This is a genomic window from Candidatus Methanoliparum sp. LAM-1 (assembly GCF_020885915.1).
Lineage (GTDB): Archaea > Halobacteriota > Methanoliparia > Methanoliparales > Methanoliparaceae > Methanoliparum > Methanoliparum thermophilum.
This window is the reverse complement of the sequence record NZ_AP025251.1, coordinates 17,985-37,346: the sequence shown is the minus strand read 5'-3', so window position 1 is coordinate 37,346 and position 19,362 is coordinate 17,985. Positions and strand designations below refer to the sequence as shown.

18 protein-coding genes are annotated in these 19,362 nt (G+C 35.7%); 16 read left to right on the top strand and 2 right to left on the bottom strand.

Going from position 1 to position 19,362, the window contains the following annotated elements:
* Nucleotides 1-8: 8 nt before the first annotated feature.
* Nucleotides 9-656 carry a corrinoid protein gene (locus LPC15_RS00190; protein WP_229234697.1) on the bottom strand — a complete coding sequence of 216 codons (648 nt, stop codon included), beginning with the start codon at nt 654-656 and terminating at the stop codon, nt 9-11.
* A gap of 103 nt (nt 657-759) precedes the next feature.
* On the opposite strand from LPC15_RS00190, the gene LPC15_RS00185 reads away from it, so the two are divergent.
* Nucleotides 760-1,245 carry an SCP2 sterol-binding domain-containing protein gene (locus LPC15_RS00185; RefSeq protein WP_229234696.1) on the top strand — a complete coding sequence of 162 codons (486 nt, stop codon included), beginning with the start codon at nt 760-762 and terminating at the stop codon, nt 1,243-1,245.
* 97 nt (nt 1,246-1,342) lie between these two features.
* Entirely contained in the window at nt 1,343-1,684 is a 342-nt protein-coding gene (locus tag LPC15_RS00180; protein ID WP_229234695.1) for a DUF2113 family protein, read from the top strand.
* A 6-nt stretch (nt 1,685-1,690) separates the two neighbouring features.
* Here LPC15_RS00180 and LPC15_RS00175 read toward each other — a convergent pair whose 3' ends face one another.
* Nucleotides 1,691-3,220, bottom strand: coding sequence for a methanogenesis marker 3 protein (locus tag LPC15_RS00175; protein ID WP_229234694.1), 1,530 nt, complete (start codon nt 3,218-3,220; stop codon nt 1,691-1,693).
* Nucleotides 3,221-3,498: 278 nt separating this feature from the next.
* On the opposite strand from LPC15_RS00175, the gene LPC15_RS00170 reads away from it, so the two are divergent.
* The 14 genes from LPC15_RS00170 to atwA (LPC15_RS00105) all read left to right on the top strand — a co-directional run bounded on the left by LPC15_RS00170 (nt 3,499) and on the right by atwA (LPC15_RS00105) (nt 19,354).
* A complete protein-coding gene (locus LPC15_RS00170) occupies nt 3,499-5,157 on the top strand; it encodes an FAD-binding oxidoreductase (RefSeq protein ID WP_229234693.1) in 1,659 nt (552 codons plus the stop codon).
* 20 nt (nt 5,158-5,177) lie between these two features.
* On the top strand, nt 5,178-5,909 hold the full coding sequence (locus LPC15_RS00165; protein ID WP_229234692.1) for an SCP2 sterol-binding domain-containing protein: 732 nt from the start codon (nt 5,178-5,180) through the stop codon (nt 5,907-5,909).
* A 589-nt stretch (nt 5,910-6,498) separates the two neighbouring features.
* A complete protein-coding gene (locus LPC15_RS00160; RefSeq protein WP_229234691.1) occupies nt 6,499-7,704 on the top strand; it encodes a (Fe-S)-binding protein in 1,206 nt (401 codons plus the stop codon).
* A gap of 50 nt (nt 7,705-7,754) precedes the next feature.
* Nucleotides 7,755-8,525, top strand: coding sequence for an SCP2 sterol-binding domain-containing protein (locus LPC15_RS00155; RefSeq protein ID WP_229234690.1), 771 nt, complete (start codon nt 7,755-7,757; stop codon nt 8,523-8,525).
* 48 nt (nt 8,526-8,573) lie between these two features.
* Complete coding sequence (gene atwA, locus LPC15_RS00150) at nt 8,574-10,187, top strand: methyl coenzyme M reductase system, component A2 (protein ID WP_229234689.1); 1,614 nt, start codon at nt 8,574-8,576, stop codon at nt 10,185-10,187.
* A gap of 2 nt (nt 10,188-10,189) precedes the next feature.
* Entirely contained in the window at nt 10,190-11,083 is an 894-nt protein-coding gene (locus LPC15_RS00145; protein ID WP_267496942.1) for a methyl-coenzyme M reductase family protein, read from the top strand.
* A gap of 1 nt (nt 11,084) precedes the next feature.
* Nucleotides 11,085-11,465, top strand: coding sequence for a methyl-coenzyme M reductase operon protein D (locus LPC15_RS00140; protein WP_229234687.1), 381 nt, complete (start codon nt 11,085-11,087; stop codon nt 11,463-11,465).
* The gene (gene mcrC, locus LPC15_RS00135) at nt 11,462-12,082 is read left to right on the top strand and encodes a methyl-coenzyme M reductase I operon protein C (protein ID WP_229234686.1); all 621 of its coding nucleotides are present in this window, start codon (nt 11,462-11,464) and stop codon (nt 12,080-12,082) included. Before LPC15_RS00140 ends, mcrC begins: the two co-directional genes overlap by 4 nt.
* A gap of 47 nt (nt 12,083-12,129) precedes the next feature.
* Complete coding sequence (locus LPC15_RS00130; protein ID WP_229234685.1) at nt 12,130-12,468, top strand: hypothetical protein; 339 nt, start codon at nt 12,130-12,132, stop codon at nt 12,466-12,468.
* 79 nt (nt 12,469-12,547) lie between these two features.
* The gene (locus LPC15_RS00125; protein ID WP_229234684.1) at nt 12,548-13,528 is read left to right on the top strand and encodes a 4Fe-4S binding protein; all 981 of its coding nucleotides are present in this window, start codon (nt 12,548-12,550) and stop codon (nt 13,526-13,528) included.
* Between the two features lie 103 nt (nt 13,529-13,631).
* A complete protein-coding gene (locus tag LPC15_RS00120) occupies nt 13,632-14,996 on the top strand; it encodes a hypothetical protein (protein ID WP_229234683.1) in 1,365 nt (454 codons plus the stop codon).
* A gap of 6 nt (nt 14,997-15,002) precedes the next feature.
* Nucleotides 15,003-15,791 carry a coenzyme-B sulfoethylthiotransferase subunit gamma gene (mcrG, locus tag LPC15_RS00115; protein ID WP_229234682.1) on the top strand — a complete coding sequence of 263 codons (789 nt, stop codon included), beginning with the start codon at nt 15,003-15,005 and terminating at the stop codon, nt 15,789-15,791.
* 23 nt (nt 15,792-15,814) lie between these two features.
* Nucleotides 15,815-17,722, top strand: coding sequence for a hypothetical protein (locus tag LPC15_RS00110; protein WP_229234681.1), 1,908 nt, complete (start codon nt 15,815-15,817; stop codon nt 17,720-17,722).
* A gap of 12 nt (nt 17,723-17,734) precedes the next feature.
* Complete coding sequence (gene atwA, locus LPC15_RS00105) at nt 17,735-19,354, top strand: methyl coenzyme M reductase system, component A2 (RefSeq protein WP_229234680.1); 1,620 nt, start codon at nt 17,735-17,737, stop codon at nt 19,352-19,354.
* The last annotated feature ends 8 nt before the right edge of the window (nt 19,355-19,362 follow it).

Below are 19,362 nucleotides of genomic sequence, written 5' to 3'. Positions count from 1 at the left end.
AAACCACCTTATTCTATTTTTAACAATTTTTTTGCAACTATTGTTGCTTCTATAGCATCTTTTCCATATCCATCCGCGCCTATCTTATCTGCCCATTCCTGAGATACCGGTGCACCTCCTACAATTACTTTTACTCTATCTCTTATCCCCTCTTTTTTAAGAGTATCTATAACATCCTTCTGTTTAGGCATACTCGTTGTCATTAAAGCACTCAAACCCAAAATATCCGCATTAACCTCTTTTACTTTCTCTATAAACTTCTCATCAGGTACATCTCCTCCCAGATCCCAACACTCAAATCCTTCTACCTCCATCATTGTTTTGACTAATTCATGCCCCAAAGTATGTATATCGTATTGTACAGTTCCTATAACTAACCTTCCAACTTTTTTTTCTGATTTTCTTTTAATTTTTGGTTTTATAATATCCATGCTTGCTTGGAAAGCATCGCCTGCAAGAATGAGTTCGGGTAATGCTATATCTCTATCGTCATATCTTTTAGATACGATCTTCATACCTTTGTTTAATGCATCTATTATAATATAAGGGTCTATTCCAGTGTTTAATGCTTTTTTTGTTATTTCTTTTATTTTTTCATCATCACCGTCTATAATTAATTGTGTTAATTCTTCTAAAATGTTATTCTCTTTAGCCATATTCGTTATTTTTGTATCATTAATATAAATAAGTTTATGCTAATAATTCATTGAGATGCTCATATAGAAAAGTTTATATAACAAAAAATAATAATTAATAATCATGTCTGAAAAACAAAATAATGAGATAGATTTTAGTGGTCGCTGGTGGGAAGGAGTACCATGGATGGAAGGATTGCTTGCTAAGGAGGAGCCAACAGCATTTCAAGTACTAAGTGCATTTGTATGTAACGTTATTTTACAATCCAAAGATGCTGTAAAAATTGCAGGAGATCTGCCTCCGAGAGTTATATATTTTGTAACGAAGCATCCCAAAAGGGGAGAAGAGAAGCTGATACTGATGTTGACACCTTTGGCTATAATTCAAGGAGAACCGAGTGCTGAACCAGATATAGCAATAAATATAGATTATTACGATTTTGTTAAAATGTTAGGAGGAGAAGAAGATTTAATGGATATGGTATGGTCAGGGAAGATTGCACTTTCTGGTAACACAGTCGTTGGTATGGACCTTAAGGATATTATCGATGCTTCTATAGGACTAATGCCAACAGGTAGACCAGCTGCATGGACTATTGGTGTCCCTTAATCCATTGTAAAGATATATTGTATAGAGGAGGCATCTTTTGGGTTTTAATCACGATAAGCTTTCTTGATGCATATTAATGATCCGTATGGATCTTTAGATGAGAATGAAGATTTTATTAGATCTTGATGAAGGAGAAACGGTAAATCTTGAAATGATTAATGATTTAGCGGAAGATTTAATGCTTAATAATGTAATAGGGGTGCTATATCTCTATGTTAGAATTAAAGAGCCTGTGTTTATCGTGTTATTATACACTACATCGGATGTTGCCACCCAAGATAAGGTAAAGATAAATATATTTGATTTTTTTTCGAGATTATTACCAGAAGGATTCCGGGTAAGAAAAAGCATTATTAATAAAAATAATTTTACGATCGTTGCATCGGAAGACCAGCTTAAGGAAGAATGGCTTAAAAAAGCCTCGGAAATTAAAATTTAATTTTTTTTACTTTTTTACTTCTATAAAATAGATTATAGCTCCCCTTTTTTTATTTTTCAACTGGTTTATACCTTTTTTAACCTTTCCAATAATATTTGTTGCTTCCAAATATTCACCTGTTGGACCGTATGTTGTATTTTCAGTAAGTCGTATTCCAATAGTTCCGCTACTCTTTTGTCTAAAGTTAGTTATACCAATAGTTCCTTTTTCTGATTTACGGCAGACATTTTCGAAAGGAAGAGGCATCTTTTTAACAACAGGACTGTCTAAGATTATTTTATCTTTATCTATCTTTGAGATCATAAATTTACCAACATTAAAAATCATATCAGCCGCACCTCTAAAATAAGATACGCTCTCAGGTGCATCATTCTCCCATAACTCTATAAAACATAATTTTTCTGGATTTTCCGCAAGAGTAGTAATAAATCCTAGGGATTTAGCCTCTATCGTTGATCTTGGCCTTTGCTCTATAATTATGGCATCATCATCATCTTCTTTAACCATTGTATGTTTGATTCCTCTCGATGATAAAAATTCTCTTGCATCCTTATTCGTTTTTCCTACACAAATCAGACTTTCTACGTCTTTCACCATAAGAATTTTATCGCCTATATCTGCTTTCTTTATAAGTTCCAATCCACTTTCTACCTCTCCAACGACGCTATGCGATCTTGATGCAGGTGTATTTTCTCTATATATATATATTCCACCGATTCTTCTTCCTTTATTTCTTACCGTAATCACACCTTTAGTTCTATAGATTGTATTCTCTTCTTTAAGGGTAGTATTAACTAAGTTTTTAGAAGAAGACCCTCCATCGGAGATAAAAGTGGATGCAACATCTCTTACTTCGAATATCTCGTCTTTAGATAAGAAGTATTCAACACAGTTTGGTGCCTCTTCGAACAGATGTATAGATGCAAAAGTTAAGATAGCATCAGTGTTATCATCTAAGTAAATCGCTCTCGTTTGATCGATTTTATAGATCTCAATCTCTTTAATTATCGAATTATAACCTTCCATGTTCAAAATAGAATCTTTCTCATCCAATCTTGAAACGACTTTGATACAATCTTCTTTTATTTTTCCAATCTTTTCATATCCTTCTGGTATACCATACAGTCCTTCATGGTCGTTCATGCTAAAACAAAGAAAAGAATTTTCTGTTTTAAATCCTCCAAAACTGATAAATATATCCCCTTTTTTATATTTATACTCGTCTTTTTTTGCTTTTAACTCTAAAAAAGATAGATCTATCGGACCGAAAGCAATAGAGCTTCTTGTTTTCCAACCACATTTTACCAAAAAATTTTTATAAAATCTCAGCCAGAGATCCAAAAATGATTCATCTATAGCCAGGATAAACTTTCCTTTAGATGTTTTAACCAAAAACTCATTTGTCTTTTTTTCTATCTTTTTAACAAGAGCAACTATGCAGTCATCTCTATAAATCTCGTTGGATTTCTTTATCACATCGAGTATAGATAACCTATCCTCTAAATCTATCTCTTTTAAATTTATCTTTACTTTCATACTATGACGCTACTGATACAATCTCCTCGTTACTTACTACCATTCGTGTTCATCACTCTTCATAATAAATTATAGATTTTAATAATAAGCTAAACACCATTACTTTTAGTTTCTGGCAACCGTAATATAGGTGGCACAACACCTATAATTGATTTCAGCAAATCATTTAAACCTTTATTTTCGTCTATGTTTGGTCATTATGATTTCTACTATATAAAATTAACCATTATATTGATGATCGAAAAGTATAAATAATGAATGAAACATCCTGATATAATATGATGAACGAACAAAAAAAATTCTCTAATGATCGTATATTTAAGCTATTATGCGATGCGGTTGGAGAGGAGAATGTATCAAATGAGGATGCCATTTTGGCGGCGTATTCACGTGATAATCAATGGCCATTCATTCCTCCTCATTTGCCTGACTATATTGTACGACCGATAACAACAGAAGAAGTTCAAAAGGTATTGAGAATTGCAAATAGATATCGTATACCAGTCATTCCAATGAGTAGCGGAATAAACGTCAGAGGATTATGTATTCCTACATATGGTGGTATTATTCTTGAATTAAAGAGAATGAAAAAATTAGAGATAGATGAAGATATGAGGACAGCAACAGTTCAGCCTGGTGTTACTATAGCACGATTGGTGGCAGAGTCTGCAAAAAAGGGGTTAAAACCTGCAGTTCCAGGTGCACCTGCCACTGTTTCACCAGTATCTAACTATACATTAAGAGGTGTTTATCATCATATCACTTCAGAAGGGATGGATCAAGTATTGAGTGCGACGGTAGTTCTTCCAACAGGAGAGATATTACATACCGGTTCGAGAGCATTTCCTAAAGCAGATCCGAATTTTAGATATTTTGGACCTGATCTGTTTGGACTTTTTCAAGGGCAACCAGGAACTATGGGTGTAGTAACAGAGATGACCGTAAGATTGTTTGAAAAACCTGAAAAGACGGAAGTAATGATGAACTTTTATGGAGATGTTAAAAAGGCGATCCAATTCTCTGATGAAGTGGCCAAAGCGGGGGTGGCATCTAGTCAAATATTGATGACATGGGGAGTTGGTTTAACAACGTTAGGATTCGTGAAAAGCAAGTTTACAAAAGAAGTTTTTTCGATACTGTTTTCTATGGCACCTTGGATGACACAAACAATAGTTGAAGGTGACGAAGATGCGGTAGAATATAAGAAAAATGTTGTAAACAAGATTGTTAAAAGATTGAATATAGATTCAAAAGTTACTTATGATATGGTCCAACGATCGGATTTGCCAGATGGTGTAAAAAAAGTAGCTGGTGTAACTCCCTCTGTCTCGAAAAATATTTTTGATATACTCACATCTGAGGAGGTCTTGTCAGAATTAGGCACTGGCAAAGATGAAGTGGCAGATACCGGTATTAATACTGAAAAAATGAGAGATACCCTAGGTGTAGGAGAGTTTAGACCGGTTACTCCTGATACTATAGAATATGAATTTAGATATCCTAGAAAGATTGCCCATTGGTTCTCTTTAGGAGATTATTGGGCTCTTGCTTGGTGGGGTCCATTAGATAAGGTGGATCTTTATTATGAAAAATCAAAAGACCTCTGGGTAAAATGTGGGTTGGATCCTGTTGATTTTTCTTTGGTTGCATATCCTGTCTATCCATATTCTGGAAAACCGGCTTATGTAGAGATAGATGCGTGGATGGATTTTGTATCGGATCCTTCATCGATAGATAAAGTAAAGATGTTTACAAAAAAGGAGACGGATCTTTTGTTAAATGATGTAGGTATCTATGCATGGTTTAGGCCGTATAGAGATGTAATAAAACAATCGTTGCCACAGATAAAAGGATATTATATACCATTATGGAAAAAATTAAAAGAATTATTAGATCCAAACAATATAATGAATCCGGGAGCTTTGTTTGATGAATAAATAAAAAAGGAGGTATTAAAATGTATAAAGTAGGTTCAGAAGAATGGAATGAGAAGATTAGAGAAATTGCAAAGATAGACATATTGCGTGGAGATTTAAAAGAGATAGAAAATTTGATGAATTCGATAGAGGTAGACGAGGAAAAAAACGTAATGAGAATAAATGGAGAGGAATACGAGATTCCTAAATATGGTACACCAGAGTGGGAACAAGCATACAAGTTAATTCTTGATGAAAGGATCAAACTTCCTAAACCTTATCTATTGGGGCTTCCTGAATGGACTCATGAGTTCGAAAGGATGATTAATGAGGGGCCTCATTCTGAAGAGTATAAAGATGCTGCAAAAGACTGGGAAGGAGATATAGCTTTACATATACTTCCAGCGCCTGATTTGGGATTAGATACGGATCTATACATTTATATGGGACTGTATCATGGGGAAGCCCGGCCTGGTTCTTTAAGACTTGTCTCCAAAGATGATGCTGAAAAAGCGGCATATGTGATTACTGGTACTTATGATCAATGGATAGACGTACAAAGGGGTAAAATAGGTGTTATAAAGGCGTTAATGAAGGGAGATATGACTTTAAAGGGTGATTTAAAGAAACTGATGAAGCAGACAAAGCCTGCCAGATTATTGATAGATATGACGGAGGATGTAGGGTCAATTTCTTTTGATGAATTAGATGATGAGAGATTCGAGCTTTTCAAGATATTTCTTAATAAGTTCAGACCTATCTTAGGATTTTAAAGTTTTTGACAATCTTAAAATGGAGAAGATTGTTAAAATCTCTTTTATTTTATTATTAAAATTTATTTTATTATTAAAAAGAAAAAAGATTAGTCCACCTCCATCTTAAAGAAGGTATATGCGCCTAGCAACAAAAATACTACTGCCACAGCGATCAAGACAATGATATCGACCCATATTTGAATCCATACCATATACCGAAGACCGAGGCTACTCCGATCGTTATCAATGCTTGTAACATGCCAACCGTCAACCCTCCAAAGGTACGTCGGGCTCTGACATAGTACCATCAAAAAGTAGTCATGGTAATGCTAACAACGCTAGAAATAAGACGGGTTGCACTATCGTACTTATAACTCTGGGTTTCATGTTAAAAAAACGTATGACCTCTCTCAACCACGGCTTTGTAGAAATGCTCTTATTTAGACAAGATTGGGATACGGTTTAGGAATACTTAAGGAGCGGTATACTATAAGAGACTGTCAAGTTAAGAATATAGATTATTATCAGTTATATTGATGTGCTTATCTTGACAGTTTCTTGTATCGAAACGTTAATTATATATGTGAGAAAAATATGCCTTTTTATTATGGAAATAAATTATAAAAAACCTGTAGAAAAATGGGGAGAAGTGATATACGATTGCGGACATTGCCGTATATGTTCACTTGCGGATTACCATAAGATAGGAGAAGCATTAACTATATGTCCAAGTGGTGAATATTTTGGATTTGAGGCATATTATCCACCTGGTAGAAATGAATTGGTAAGAGGGATAATAGAAGGATCCGTTAAGCCATCGAATAAAGCTTTAGAGGTAGCTTTTGCTTGCCAAGTTTGTAACGGATGTAATGCAATGTGTAAACCACATACATATTTTGGTTTTTCTATAAAGGATCATTCTGCTTTGTACGAAGATTTACGAGAGGCACTTGTGTTAGCAGGTTATATCCCAGAAAAACATTTAGAATTTGGAGAATGGATAGAAAAAGATCATAATCCTTATTTTGAGACACACGAATCAAGGTTTGATTGGTTAGAAGAAGGACTGACAAGAAAAGATGCAGAAGTTTTATATTTTACTGGATGCACATCATCGTATAGGCAAAAAAATATTGCAAAAGCGACTGTTAATGCTTTAAATAAAGCAGGTGTATCGTTTGATGTTTTAAGGGAGGAAGAATGGTGCTGTGGATCTCCTTTACTGAGAACAGGACAGAGAGAAAAAGCTATAGAAGTTGCGAGACATAATGTTGAGGCAATAAAGAAGAGAGGAATAAAGACTGTTGTTACTTCATGTGCAGGTTGTTATCGTACGTTGAAAGTCGATTATCCTATTTTATTAGGAAAGAGAAGCGTAAAGTTCGATGTTATACATACTTCTCAACTTTTTGTTTCTATGCTTGATGAGAAAAAAGTAAGTTTGGAAAATATGGGTTTAGATGTAACTTATCACGATCCTTGCCATCTTGGAAGACATATGGAAGTTTACGATAAAGCTGTATATGAAGAACCAAGAGATGTTTTAGGTCTTATAGCAAATATACACGAGATGCCGAGAAACAGAGAAAACGCATGGTGTTGTGGATCTGGGGGTGGAGTGAAGTCTGCTTTTCCGGATTTTGCACTATGGACTGCTAATGAAAGGTTAAAAGAAGTAGAAAGCGTGGGTGTCGATACGGTAGTTACTGCCTGTCCTTTCTGTGTCCGTAATTTAGGAGATGCTAATGAGGTGTTTAATAAAAAATTAAAGGTTGTAGACCTTATAGAGCTTGTCGAAAAGACGCTAAAGTGAGAAAGAACAATTATCCTCTTTATTTTTTTAAAAAAAAAGAGGTAGATATATTGGCAGAAAAGATCAAAGAAATAGGAGAGAAAGCTATTAAAGCGGATGTAGAAGAACTAAAGAAGATATTTCCTGATCTATTAGATACTATAAAAGACGCCGAAGTATCAGATTATATAAAAGTCCTTAAAGAATCTCCAGATCTTATAATAAGAGGAATACCTAAAGCAGGAGAGTTTATAAACAAAAGTAAACCGGACGATGCACTTCCAGTCATAAGGGAGACGTTACCTCTTATATTTGACAAGGTTCAAAAGTACGGACTTGAGAAGTTTCTAACAGAAGTTCCCGATCTTGCAAAGATGATACCTGATATTTTCAGTAGTATGCAAAAACTTATGAAAGAGATTAATCCAGATAAACTAACAGAATTTGGACGAGATTTTGAAGATATCATGAAAAGCTTTTTCCCTTTAGTAAACGAAGGTTTTCCTATTGTTAAAAAGATTAACAAAGATATCGATGATATGTTTAATAAAATAAAAAGTGCAAAAGTAACAACCGGTGTTAATCTGATAGATATGGGATGGGGATTCAGAATAAATTGGAATAATGGTGAGATAACACTCGATTCAAATACAGAATCTGATTTAACGTTAGAACTTCCTACTAAATCGTTATTTGATATGTTTGAGATAATGACAAGCGGTAGTTTATCTGCAGCACTGAAAGCGTTCACTACCGGAAAAATAAAGATAAAAGGTGCAATGATGAAGGGTGCTGCAATACTTCCGTTATTTACGGAACTTGGCAAATTAATTAAGAGATAGAACATCTCAAAATCCTCTATAAAGATAGATACTAAAAAGTGATGAAGATTGACTAAAACTTTCTTGAAAGTAGATAACGTATCAAAAGAATTTTCAGGGATATTTGTGATTAAAGATGTTTCTCTGGAGCTTAAAGAGAACGATACTTTCGGGTTTTTAGGAAGATGCAGTTCTGGAAAATCTGTGCTGATGCAATGTATAAAAGGAGTAGAAGGGTACGAACCGACCTACGGTAGTATAATATACGATGTCTCCTACTGTCCAAATTGTTATTGGGTAGATAGACCATCGATGGCTGGTGAGCCATGCCCAAGGTGTTCTACTAAACTTGATTTTATAGAGTTAGACTACTGGGATAAACTCAAAGAGCAAGATAGAGTGGCATTAAGCCTTTTTGACAGGGTCTCCTTGATGCCTCAACGAGGATTCACATTATATTCTTATGTTTCTGCAAAAGAAAATCTGATAAAAGCATTAGAAAGTATAGGCTATCCAAGAGATAAGATGGATGAACGCATATTTGAACTTATTTCAGGATTTAAATTGGGAAGTTGTTTAGAATCTATTGGACGAGATCTATCTGGAGGTGAGAAACAAAGGATAATATGTGCAACATCTTTATTAAAAAAGCCATTACTCTTTCTTGCAGATGAACCAACAGGTACTTTAGATTTTGTGACAGCGTTTTCTGTTCATGAAACGATGAAAAAATTTATAAAAAGAGAAGAGATAACTTTTATTGTAACATCTCATTGGCCTGAAGCAGTAAAGATGCTTACCGATAATGCTGCTTTGGTGGATGATGGCAAGATTACCAAAATCGGTACATCGGATGAGATATATAGCATCTTTATGGAGAGTATCAAACCGATCAAATTTGAACGATACAAAGGAGGTCCTCCAACTATTATTTGTAAAAATTTAAAAAAATGGTATAGAGGATTAATAGAAGGTAAGATGCGCTATATAAAGGCTGTTGATGATGTTTCCTTTGATGTAAGAAAAGATGAGATATTGGGTATTGTAGGCCTTAGTGGCGCAGGAAAGACTTCTATCGCACATATGATTATTGGTATAAGCAATATAACAGATGGTACGATAAAGATAAGAATAGGAGATGATTGGGTTGATATGAGCGTTCCTGGTCCTGCAGGAAGAGGAAGAGTTACTCCTTTTATGGATATACTCCATCAAGAATACTCTTTACATGAAGGAGAGATAGTTCTTGAGAATCTCATAAGCAGAATCAAAAAAGAAATATCTGATGAGGAGAAGACAAAAAAGGCATATAACGTTTTAAAAATGGTTAATTTTAATGAAGAAGATATAGATTATCTTTTATATAAATATCCTAGCGAACTTGGAGAGGGAGAAAGACATAAAATATGTATTGCCTGCGCTCTTATAAAAGATCCAATGATAGTAATACTTGATGAGCCGACGGGTACTGCTGATCCAATAACCAGGATAGATATTGCAAAAAGCATAAGAAATGCAAGAAATAGCCTTAAACAGACGTATTTAATTATAAGCCATGATATAGATTTTATCAAGACAGTTTGCGACAGAGCTATCTATCTCAAAAATGGTAAGATCTTTAAAACTGGTGATCCTGATGAAGTATGTGACTTGATGGTAGATATAGAGAGTAAAGAGTCTTGATTATGGGGTATAAGGGATATCTCTTTAAAGGTGGCTATAAACGTCAGGATTTGATAGAATTTATAGAAGATGTTGGAGGAACAATTATAAATGAGAATATAATGGGAAGTGATACGACAACAACGTTTGTTGTACCCGAGAAAGATTCGTACATTGTGATTAAGATAGCAAAAGATTTAGGCGGAGAGCTTGAAGAGCTTCCTTTAATCGGATCCGAAATTGCATTGGTTCTGCCATCACTTACGAGACGCCATTTTCCTCATCCTGCGTGTGATATATCAGAATATTTGCGGAAAAAAGGAGCAAAAGTGAATGTAATTGGGTTGGCTAGAGGAATAGGAAGAAGAATTTCTCAGATCTTAGAATATGAAAAGCAGATAATAAATGAGCATGATATTGCGGTCGTATCTCTTGGAAATTATAAAGATTGTATCGATGGATATAAATGGAAGATTTACAATTCGTTGGATATACCTGTAGTAGTAACTGGTGCACCTAATAAGATAGATAACGACGTATGTTATATAGGTGGATTTGGAAAAGTCTTACACCGATTGAGATCGATTGATGAGATAGAAAATTTGGATAAGTTAGTCTCGCTTATAGAGAATTTTTTACTCAAGAGAGAAGAAGATTATCTTGTGTCATCATTTGCAATAAAAGATGAGATAGAAGATCAAATCGATGAGATCGATAAATCTACTCTTCCATCTCCTATTGTTGTTCAAAATAGAGGGCTTAGAGTAAAACTTGATTATGATAAGTATCTTGATAAAGTTAAAGATGTCCAAATTGGTAAGGATAGATTGATCGATATTGCAGAGATAAAGCGTTCCAAAATTAAAAACAATATTATAGTTAGACCATATCCAAGATATCTATTAGAAGTATTATAAAATGCATAATAGCAAAAAAGATTATTCAAACAATGAGATAAAGGTTTTCCCAAATAGGTTGCCATCCAAGAGTACAATAGAGACATTTTTAAATGAAATTTCTAATCTAGATTTCATTACTTCTGTAACCTTAAGCGGTGCTCCTATTCAATATAAATCTTCAATTATTGTAAAACAAAAAACATTATTACTCGAACTTCAAGTTACATGGATTTATATAGAGATAGATGAGATAAACAAGGATAAAATCGAGAAGATAGAGGAGATATGTAGAAAAGTCTTTCCATACGGATTTTTAACCGAGATTGGAAGATATACGCCGACGAGGGAGACTCTGACATCAAAAACGGGACGTGCCGTTATTAGATTTGATTATATATGATTGGAAGAAAAACAAAGGTAATAGATTGTAGAGAGACCGCTGGAATTGGTTTAGGGGGAGGGTTGGCACAGGCTGGCACACTTGCCGAAACAGACTCAAAAGACGTCATCGTTCTTTCTATGGGACCAACAAGAAGGCATATAACAAAGCCTGTATGTGAGATAACGTATGGATTAAGAGAAAGAGATATCGGTGTAAGTGTTCTCGTTTTGAGATCTGGTATCGGACCACCGCCTCCTGAAGAATTTCCTGATGGTTTTGCTACGATGGGGAGTATTTCTTCCATAAATGAGGAAGAGGAAGAGATAATAAGAAGGTATAAACTGGCAATTATACATCTGGGAAATATACCATACCATATCATATATAAAGCCAAAGTCTTTTTAAGAAATATAGAGATACCTTCGATTATAGTATGTCAGGCTGAGATGGATTTTGAGGATTTTGCAAAAGTAGGGATTAAAACTATACAAAAGATGCCTAAAAAACCTGAGACGAAAGGGGTTATCGTGGATATAGTAACAGGGGTTATAAGAGGCCAGACGTGTTTACAAGATAAGATCGATGATATTACAACCAAGGTAGAGTACTGGTTGAATAATTATAAAAAGAACTAAATCTTTCTTTGGATTGCTTATCATAACAATTAGAAATAATTATAAGAATGAAAATTAATGAGATAAAAAGCAAGAATATATGGTGGTATAATAGAGAGACAGAGAATGGGAAAATTGCATCTAATATAAATATATATCATACATATAAGGATAGAATAGCAGATATAGAAGGGTTTTTTTGTATTAAGATAATAAAACTTAAACCAAGATTGCTTTTTGCTACGATCGATGATTATGGAGGGTTATCTTTTTCAATTGTAGATGATTCACCCATAGACGAAGATATGCTTATTAATGCAATTGGCGAATCCGGTGGAAGTTTTAATACAGACTGTTGGTATCCAATTAACTATGAGATAGAACAAATTTTGAAAGATTTACTTTAGCAAGCCGCTTGAAAGATGATAAAAGGGTTTTAGCTTTATCTCTCAAGAATAAGGAAAAAATAAAAAGAGGCTATGAATAATGAGAGGAGAACCTGTTAAGATTATACGCGGTAACGAGTCGATAGTCAAGAGAGAGATGTATTTTCGTAAACATGAGGTAATTGTAAACTCAAAGATATGTAGAGGATGTGGTACATGCATTAAAGTTTGTCCAGAGGAGGCGATATCGCTAAAACCTGCTGTAATAGAAGATGGAAGATTAAAGAAGAGTGCGCTTGCCATTATAGATGAGAAAAAATGTACATTTTGTGGTGTCTGTTCCGAAGTATGTTACTTTAATGCAATAACGTTTAAAATAGACGGAGAGGTCAGTAGAAACGTATTGGGAGACGATTTTCCAAGATTTATAAGAAGAGTAGAGTGGAACGCTGTTTTATGCGATCCGATCTGTAATTTATGCGAGATGTCTTGTCCAACCAAGGCTATAGAACTAGGCGAAGATAAAGATAGACAGTATGGGGTAGTAACGATTGATCTACCTGAAGACGCATCAAGAACATTGATAAACCGTTTCAGTGATGCATTAAAGAAAGGATACGATGAATGCATGAAATTGGCTAAAGAGTATCCATCCGTCAAGGTTAATAAATTAGATAAATATCGCAGATTTTTTTATTACGATAAAGAAAAATGTATAGCATGTGGTTGGTGCCAGGGGGTCTGTCCAAACGGTGCAATAATTAAAGAAGGTATATACATAGGTACGGTATCAATTAAGAACGAGCTCTGTCCCGAAAATTGTAGGGTCTGTATGGATGTCTGCCCGTGTAAAGCGATATATGGATCTCCGTTAAGGGTAGACCAGTCTTATTGTATGCTTTGCGGAGCATGTAAAGAATCTTGCCCTGAGGATGCAATAACTATCAAAAGAGACAAGATATTTGCAGAAGATGGCCATTCAGGAACATGGATATTTGCAGTGAGAAAATTATTAGGGGATAAGATGTATGCAAACGAATTATATGAAAAATCTATCATAAATCTGAAGAAAATAATGTAAGAATATAAATAAGATTTTACGTTATTATAGTACTCAATTATGATTTTATTTGTACTTACTAAATATAGAAAAGTTTATATTCACATATTACCAGGATATCATTATGAAATATAAAGATAAGATAGATATTTATAACGATCTATCAAAGTGCGTTGCGAAAGACGTACCGATAGAGGCACTTTCTCCTGTATATAATCCATACATGGGTAAGATCCTTGATCTTTTCAAAAGGACAGCCTTTATTAACCTTCCTAAATTACAAAATTGTATAAAAGAGGGAAAGGCTGGATGGGAAACATCTACAGGGCAGGATGAGTGTAAGATGCCGTGGTATGGGAAGGATCTTCCAATAATGGACCATGCAGAAGAGATAGCCAACGGTATACGTGATAGAATCAAAGTAGGTGGAGAAGACGGAGAAGATATTGTAAAGTTAATAGAAGATACAATTGTTGTCAAAATGCCTAAAAAAGTGATGGAGATAGCAGCTAGTAGAGATCCTGTCTATACATGGGTTATGGTATCTCTTGCCCAAACGGTTGCTGAGGTATTTGGAATAGATCCGATTAAAGATCTTAACACGACGAATATGATAAAAGCAGTTATCTTTGGTAGATATCCTCAATCAACAACGTTTTCTCCAGGTGCTCCTGTCTCTTCGTTTCTTAAACCATCAAACACTATAGATGGATTAGGCTGTGGATACAGTGGAATAACAGTAAATCATATAGTAGCACTGGCAAATAAAAGAACTATGGACGGATTGGCTTTGGCATCAATTTTGGAGCAAGCAGCACAATGGGAGATGGGAAACTCCGTTGGGTGGTATGAAAGGTATAATCTGTTAGGATATGCTTACGAAGGGTACAATGCCAATAATATGACATTAGATTTAGTTAAAGAAAATAGATCAGGAACTGTGGCAGATATAGTCTATTCTACTGTTAAAAGAGCGTTGGATGACGGAGTTATAAAAGTTAAAAGCAAAGCAGCATCTGGATATAGGTTTTATGCGACCAACGACTTTCCCATGTATAATGCATACGAGTTAAGTGGAACCACCGCAGGGGTAATACTTAACAGTGGAGCTATGAGGGCTGGTCAAGCAGCTTCAGCAGTAATAGCATATATGCATGATTTATTTTTATATGAAACAGGAGGGCTACCAGATGCAGATACAGGAAGAATGCAGGGTGCGGGTATAGGATTTGCATTTTATACCCATTCGATATATGGGGGAGCAGGCCCGGGTGCATATACATTTGACCATGTCATTTTAAGAGGTTCTGGTTTTATACAGCCACTAATTGTTGCAGGAATGTGTCTTGATTCAGGCACGCAGTTATTCTCTCCAGAAATGACATCAAAAGTATTCTTCAAGATAAGAGAGATGTTTCCTATATTTCAGGATGTGTTGCAGAAAGTAGGTGAGAGTGCAGAAGAAATAAAAAATGATTTAAAGGGATGAATAAAAATGGCTGAAAAATCTGAATATGTACCAAACGTATATCCAGGAAAAGATGAGATATCAGAAAGAAGAAGGCGATTATGGGATAAGAATAGATCTTTACTAAAGTACCGAAACATAGCAGAGGATGATATTACAGAGCTTTTATCTCACAGGAGTGTTAGATCGGCTTATGTCAGTGTTCATCCTCCTTTGGAGGAAATAATTGAACCTTACGATCCAATAAAACATATCGTTGTTCCAACAGCAGGAGCGAGAGCAGGAGACCGAATAAGATTTATTCAATTCAGTGATAGTTTTCATAAACCTCCTATTGCTCCTTTTGGAAGAGCAAGATTGTATTTAGCAAGATTTAGAGGTGTTGATACTGTTGTTTACAGTGGAAGGGAGTTATTGGAGATGCGAGAGAGAGATTTAGAAAAAGCTACAAAGACTCTTCTCGAGACTGAGGTTTTTAATCCTGCATTGGATGCCTTAAAAGGAATAACGGTCCATGGTCACTCTTTAAGACTTGATGAGGATGGATTGATGTTTGATGCAAGAAGAAGATACATCTATGACAGAGAGACAGGACAAGTAGTGTATATAAAAGACCAGATGGGAAATGTGTTGGATAATCCTATCCCTCTTGGTCCACCGATGCCTGAAGATGAGGTAAAAAAGTTATGTATAACATATAGCTGGGATACACAACCATATAAAGCACGTACAGAGTTGTTTGAGGTTATGACACGTGCGGCAAAGTTGAGAGTCATGGGTGGTTTTAATCCTGAGTTGATAAACGAGAAGATGTGATTTAAAATTTGAGGGTAATAAAAATGACAAGTAAAGAGGAAAAATTAAAAAAATTTGTTGAAGAAAGAAAGAAAAAGGCGGAAGAAGAGATGGTAAAAGATAGTACCATGTCTTCAAGAGAGGTTGATTATGTCAGGGAACTTTATAGAGCCTCTCAAAAATTTATTGATATAGAAAAAGGAAGGGATATCTACCAAACGATGAAAGAGATATGGAACGCAGAGCCATTATACGAAGTGGACGAAAAGATGTATCATCGAGGCGGATATAGACAATCTACCAGAAAAAAAGAGTTTGTCCAGGCAGGAAGAGAAGTAGCGCAGAGGAGAGGAATACCATCGTACAACAGAGCGGTCGGTCTACCTGTAGGGCAAAGAATGTTAGAACCAATGCCTGTTGGGAAATGGGGAATAATAATAGAACAAGATGATAGTCATCATATGAATAATGCTGCTATTCAACAATTGAACGATGATATTAAAAGAACCGTTATAATGAATTTAGATTTAGCCCATAGGATGTTACAGGTAAGAGTTGGAAAAGAAGTAACACCTGAAACATTGAATCTGTATATGGAGACACTTCAGCACACGATGGGGGCTGGTGCAGTTGCACAAGAACATATGAATGAGGTCAATCCGTATTTAGTCAAAGATGCATGGGCTAAAATTATTACAGGAAGCGATGAGATAATGGATGGACTTGAACCGGCGTTTTATATTCATATAGATGAATTGTTCCATCCTGACAGAGCTGCAGCACTAAAAAAAGCGATCGGGGATAGTATATGGGCAGTATTAAGAGTTCCTACGTTGGCAGTAAGAATGTCAGATGGTGAGGAGGCAGGAAGATGGGCAGCTATGCAAAACACAATGGCGTTTATCTCAGCTTATCAACTTTCAGGTGAGCATGTAATCTCAGATCTGGCGTACGCATTCAAACATGCAAGAGTTATACATATGGGCGACAAGCTGTGGTATAGTAGAATGAGAGGAAGAAACGAGATTGGTGGCATACCTGATGGATTTATATCAGATTTTATACAATGTGAAAGGGATTTACCGATGATTCCATATGCAGAATATGTACAGCAGGAAGGGGATAAAGGTGCAAGACGAGCAATGACGCGATTAGCTGAAGGAGTTTCGATGGCAGCAATGCTTGACAACACTTTGTGGTTAGGGTTTTATATGAGTGGAGGAATAGGATTTTCTAATACTGTAGCTACATCCGCCCTATCTGGTGGTGCAAATGAGGATGTACTAGGTGAATTTTCATCTTTAGCTAGTAAATACTTAAGAGGTAAGCCGATTGCAACAAATTGGGATATACTTAAAATATTGGTAAATATGATTGTTACATATGTTATAGAGACTTATGAAAAGTTTCCTACACTTGCTGAACTACATTGGGGTGGTGCTCATAAAACATCGATTATGGGAACTGTTGCTAGTGGTATAGGTGGTTTGTTAACAGGTAGTTCAACGATGGGATTATGGGCAGGAAACTATGCTATTGCATATGCAATGAAAGAAGGATGGCTTAGGACAGGGTGGGCAGGACAAGAAATCCAAGATCATTTAGGTCTACCTTATTTATGTAGTTATAGACCTGAAGAAGGGAATTTAACAGAATTTCATGGATTGAACTATCCCTTCCATTCGTACAGTGCTGGTCATGGTAACCAACGAGCATCTGCAAATTATGGTGCAATGATAGGGAGAGGATCCGCCTGGGTTTTAAGTCCTGTTGTAAAAGTAGCATTTGCAGATCCTCATTTAGCCTTTGATTTTAGAAGACCAAGGTATGCCATAGGTAGAGCAGGTCTCAAAGAATTCGCTCCAGATGGAGAAAGAACCGCTATCTTACCTGCTTGCGATATACTAGATAGAGGCATACTAAAAGAGATATATAAAGAGTTCCCAATGTAATGGTGTATAATAATGACAGAAAACGTTTTAACCGTAAAAGATCTCACAAAGGAGTTCATACGTGGAATTCCTGTTTTAAAGAATATCTCATTCTCGGTAAAAGAGGGGTCATCTTTCGGGTTTTTAGGCAAGAGCGGTTCTGGAAAATCTGTGCTGATGCAATGTATAAAAGGAGTAGAAGGGTACGAACCGACCTACGGTAGTATAATATACGATGTCTCCTACTGTCCAAATTGTTATTGGGTAGATAGACCATCGATGGCTGGTGAGCCATGCCCAAGGTGCTCTACTAAACTTGATTTTATAGAGTTAGACTACTGGGATAAACTCAAAGAGCAAGATAGAGTGGCATTAAGCCTTTTTGACAGGGTCTCCTTGATGCCTCAACGAGGATTCGCATTATACAGCGAAGTATCTGCATTAGAAAACATTATGAATGAATTGGCGGTGATCGGATACCCTGCTGAAAAGAGAAAAGAGCATGCTGTTGAATTGTTGAAACAGGTCAGGCTTGGACACAGGATCAATCATATAGCCAGAAATCTTTCAGGAGGTGAAAAACAGCGGGTTATATTTGCTTTATCTTTAGCCAAAAATCCTATCTTGTTCTTGGCTGATGAACCGACCGGTACTTTGGATCCTATTACGAGTGAGATGGTTCATAATGCAATAAGAGATTCTATATCCGAAAGCAATATCTCTTTTATTTTGACATCTCATTGGCCAGAAACGGTCAAAATATTGAGTAATCAGGCTGCTTTGTTGGATTATGGAGATATCACCGTAATGGGAGACCCTAACGAGGTTTATAACACTTTTTTAGGACAGATCGAAAAGATGGAGATTGAAAGAAAGGAGGGGGGGGAGCCGGTAATAAAAGTTGAAGACGTCAAAAAATATTATTATACTTTTGATAGAGGTTTAACAAAGGCTGTAGATGGTGTTTCTGTTGATATAAAAGATATGGAGATATTGGGATTGGTTGGATTGAGCGGCAGTGGTAAGACATCGTTGGCAGATATGATAATGGGTATAAAATCTGTTACTACGGGTTTTATAAAAGTTAAGATAAACGACGAATGGGTAGATATGAATATACCTGGACCTGAAGGAAGAGGTACCGCAACGCCTTATATGGATATATTACATCAAGAATACTCCCTACATGAGGGGGAGATCGTGTTAGAAAATCTGGTTGGAGGGATCAGAAAAGATATATCCGAAGAAGAAAAACTTGAGATAGCCTACGATGTAATGAGATCTGTAAACTTTACCGATGATGAGATAGATAAAATACTCTATATGTACCCCGGGGAATTGAGCGAGGGTGAACGACATAGAGTATCTATAGCAATGTCTTTGGTTAAACAACCTAAGATAGTACTTTTAGATGAGCCTACAGGGACTGCAGATCCTATAACTAGGATAGAGATTGCTAAAGGCATTAGAAATGCTAGAGATCAATTAGGTCAGACCTATATGATAATAAGTCATGATATTGACTTTATAAAGATAGTAGCTGATCGTGCCATGTATATGAGATTGGGTAAAATCATAGATGTAGGTGATCCTGATTATATAGTCGATCTAATGATAAAAACAGAGAAAGAGGCTCTATCTAAAGAGGTTTAAAAGAGGTG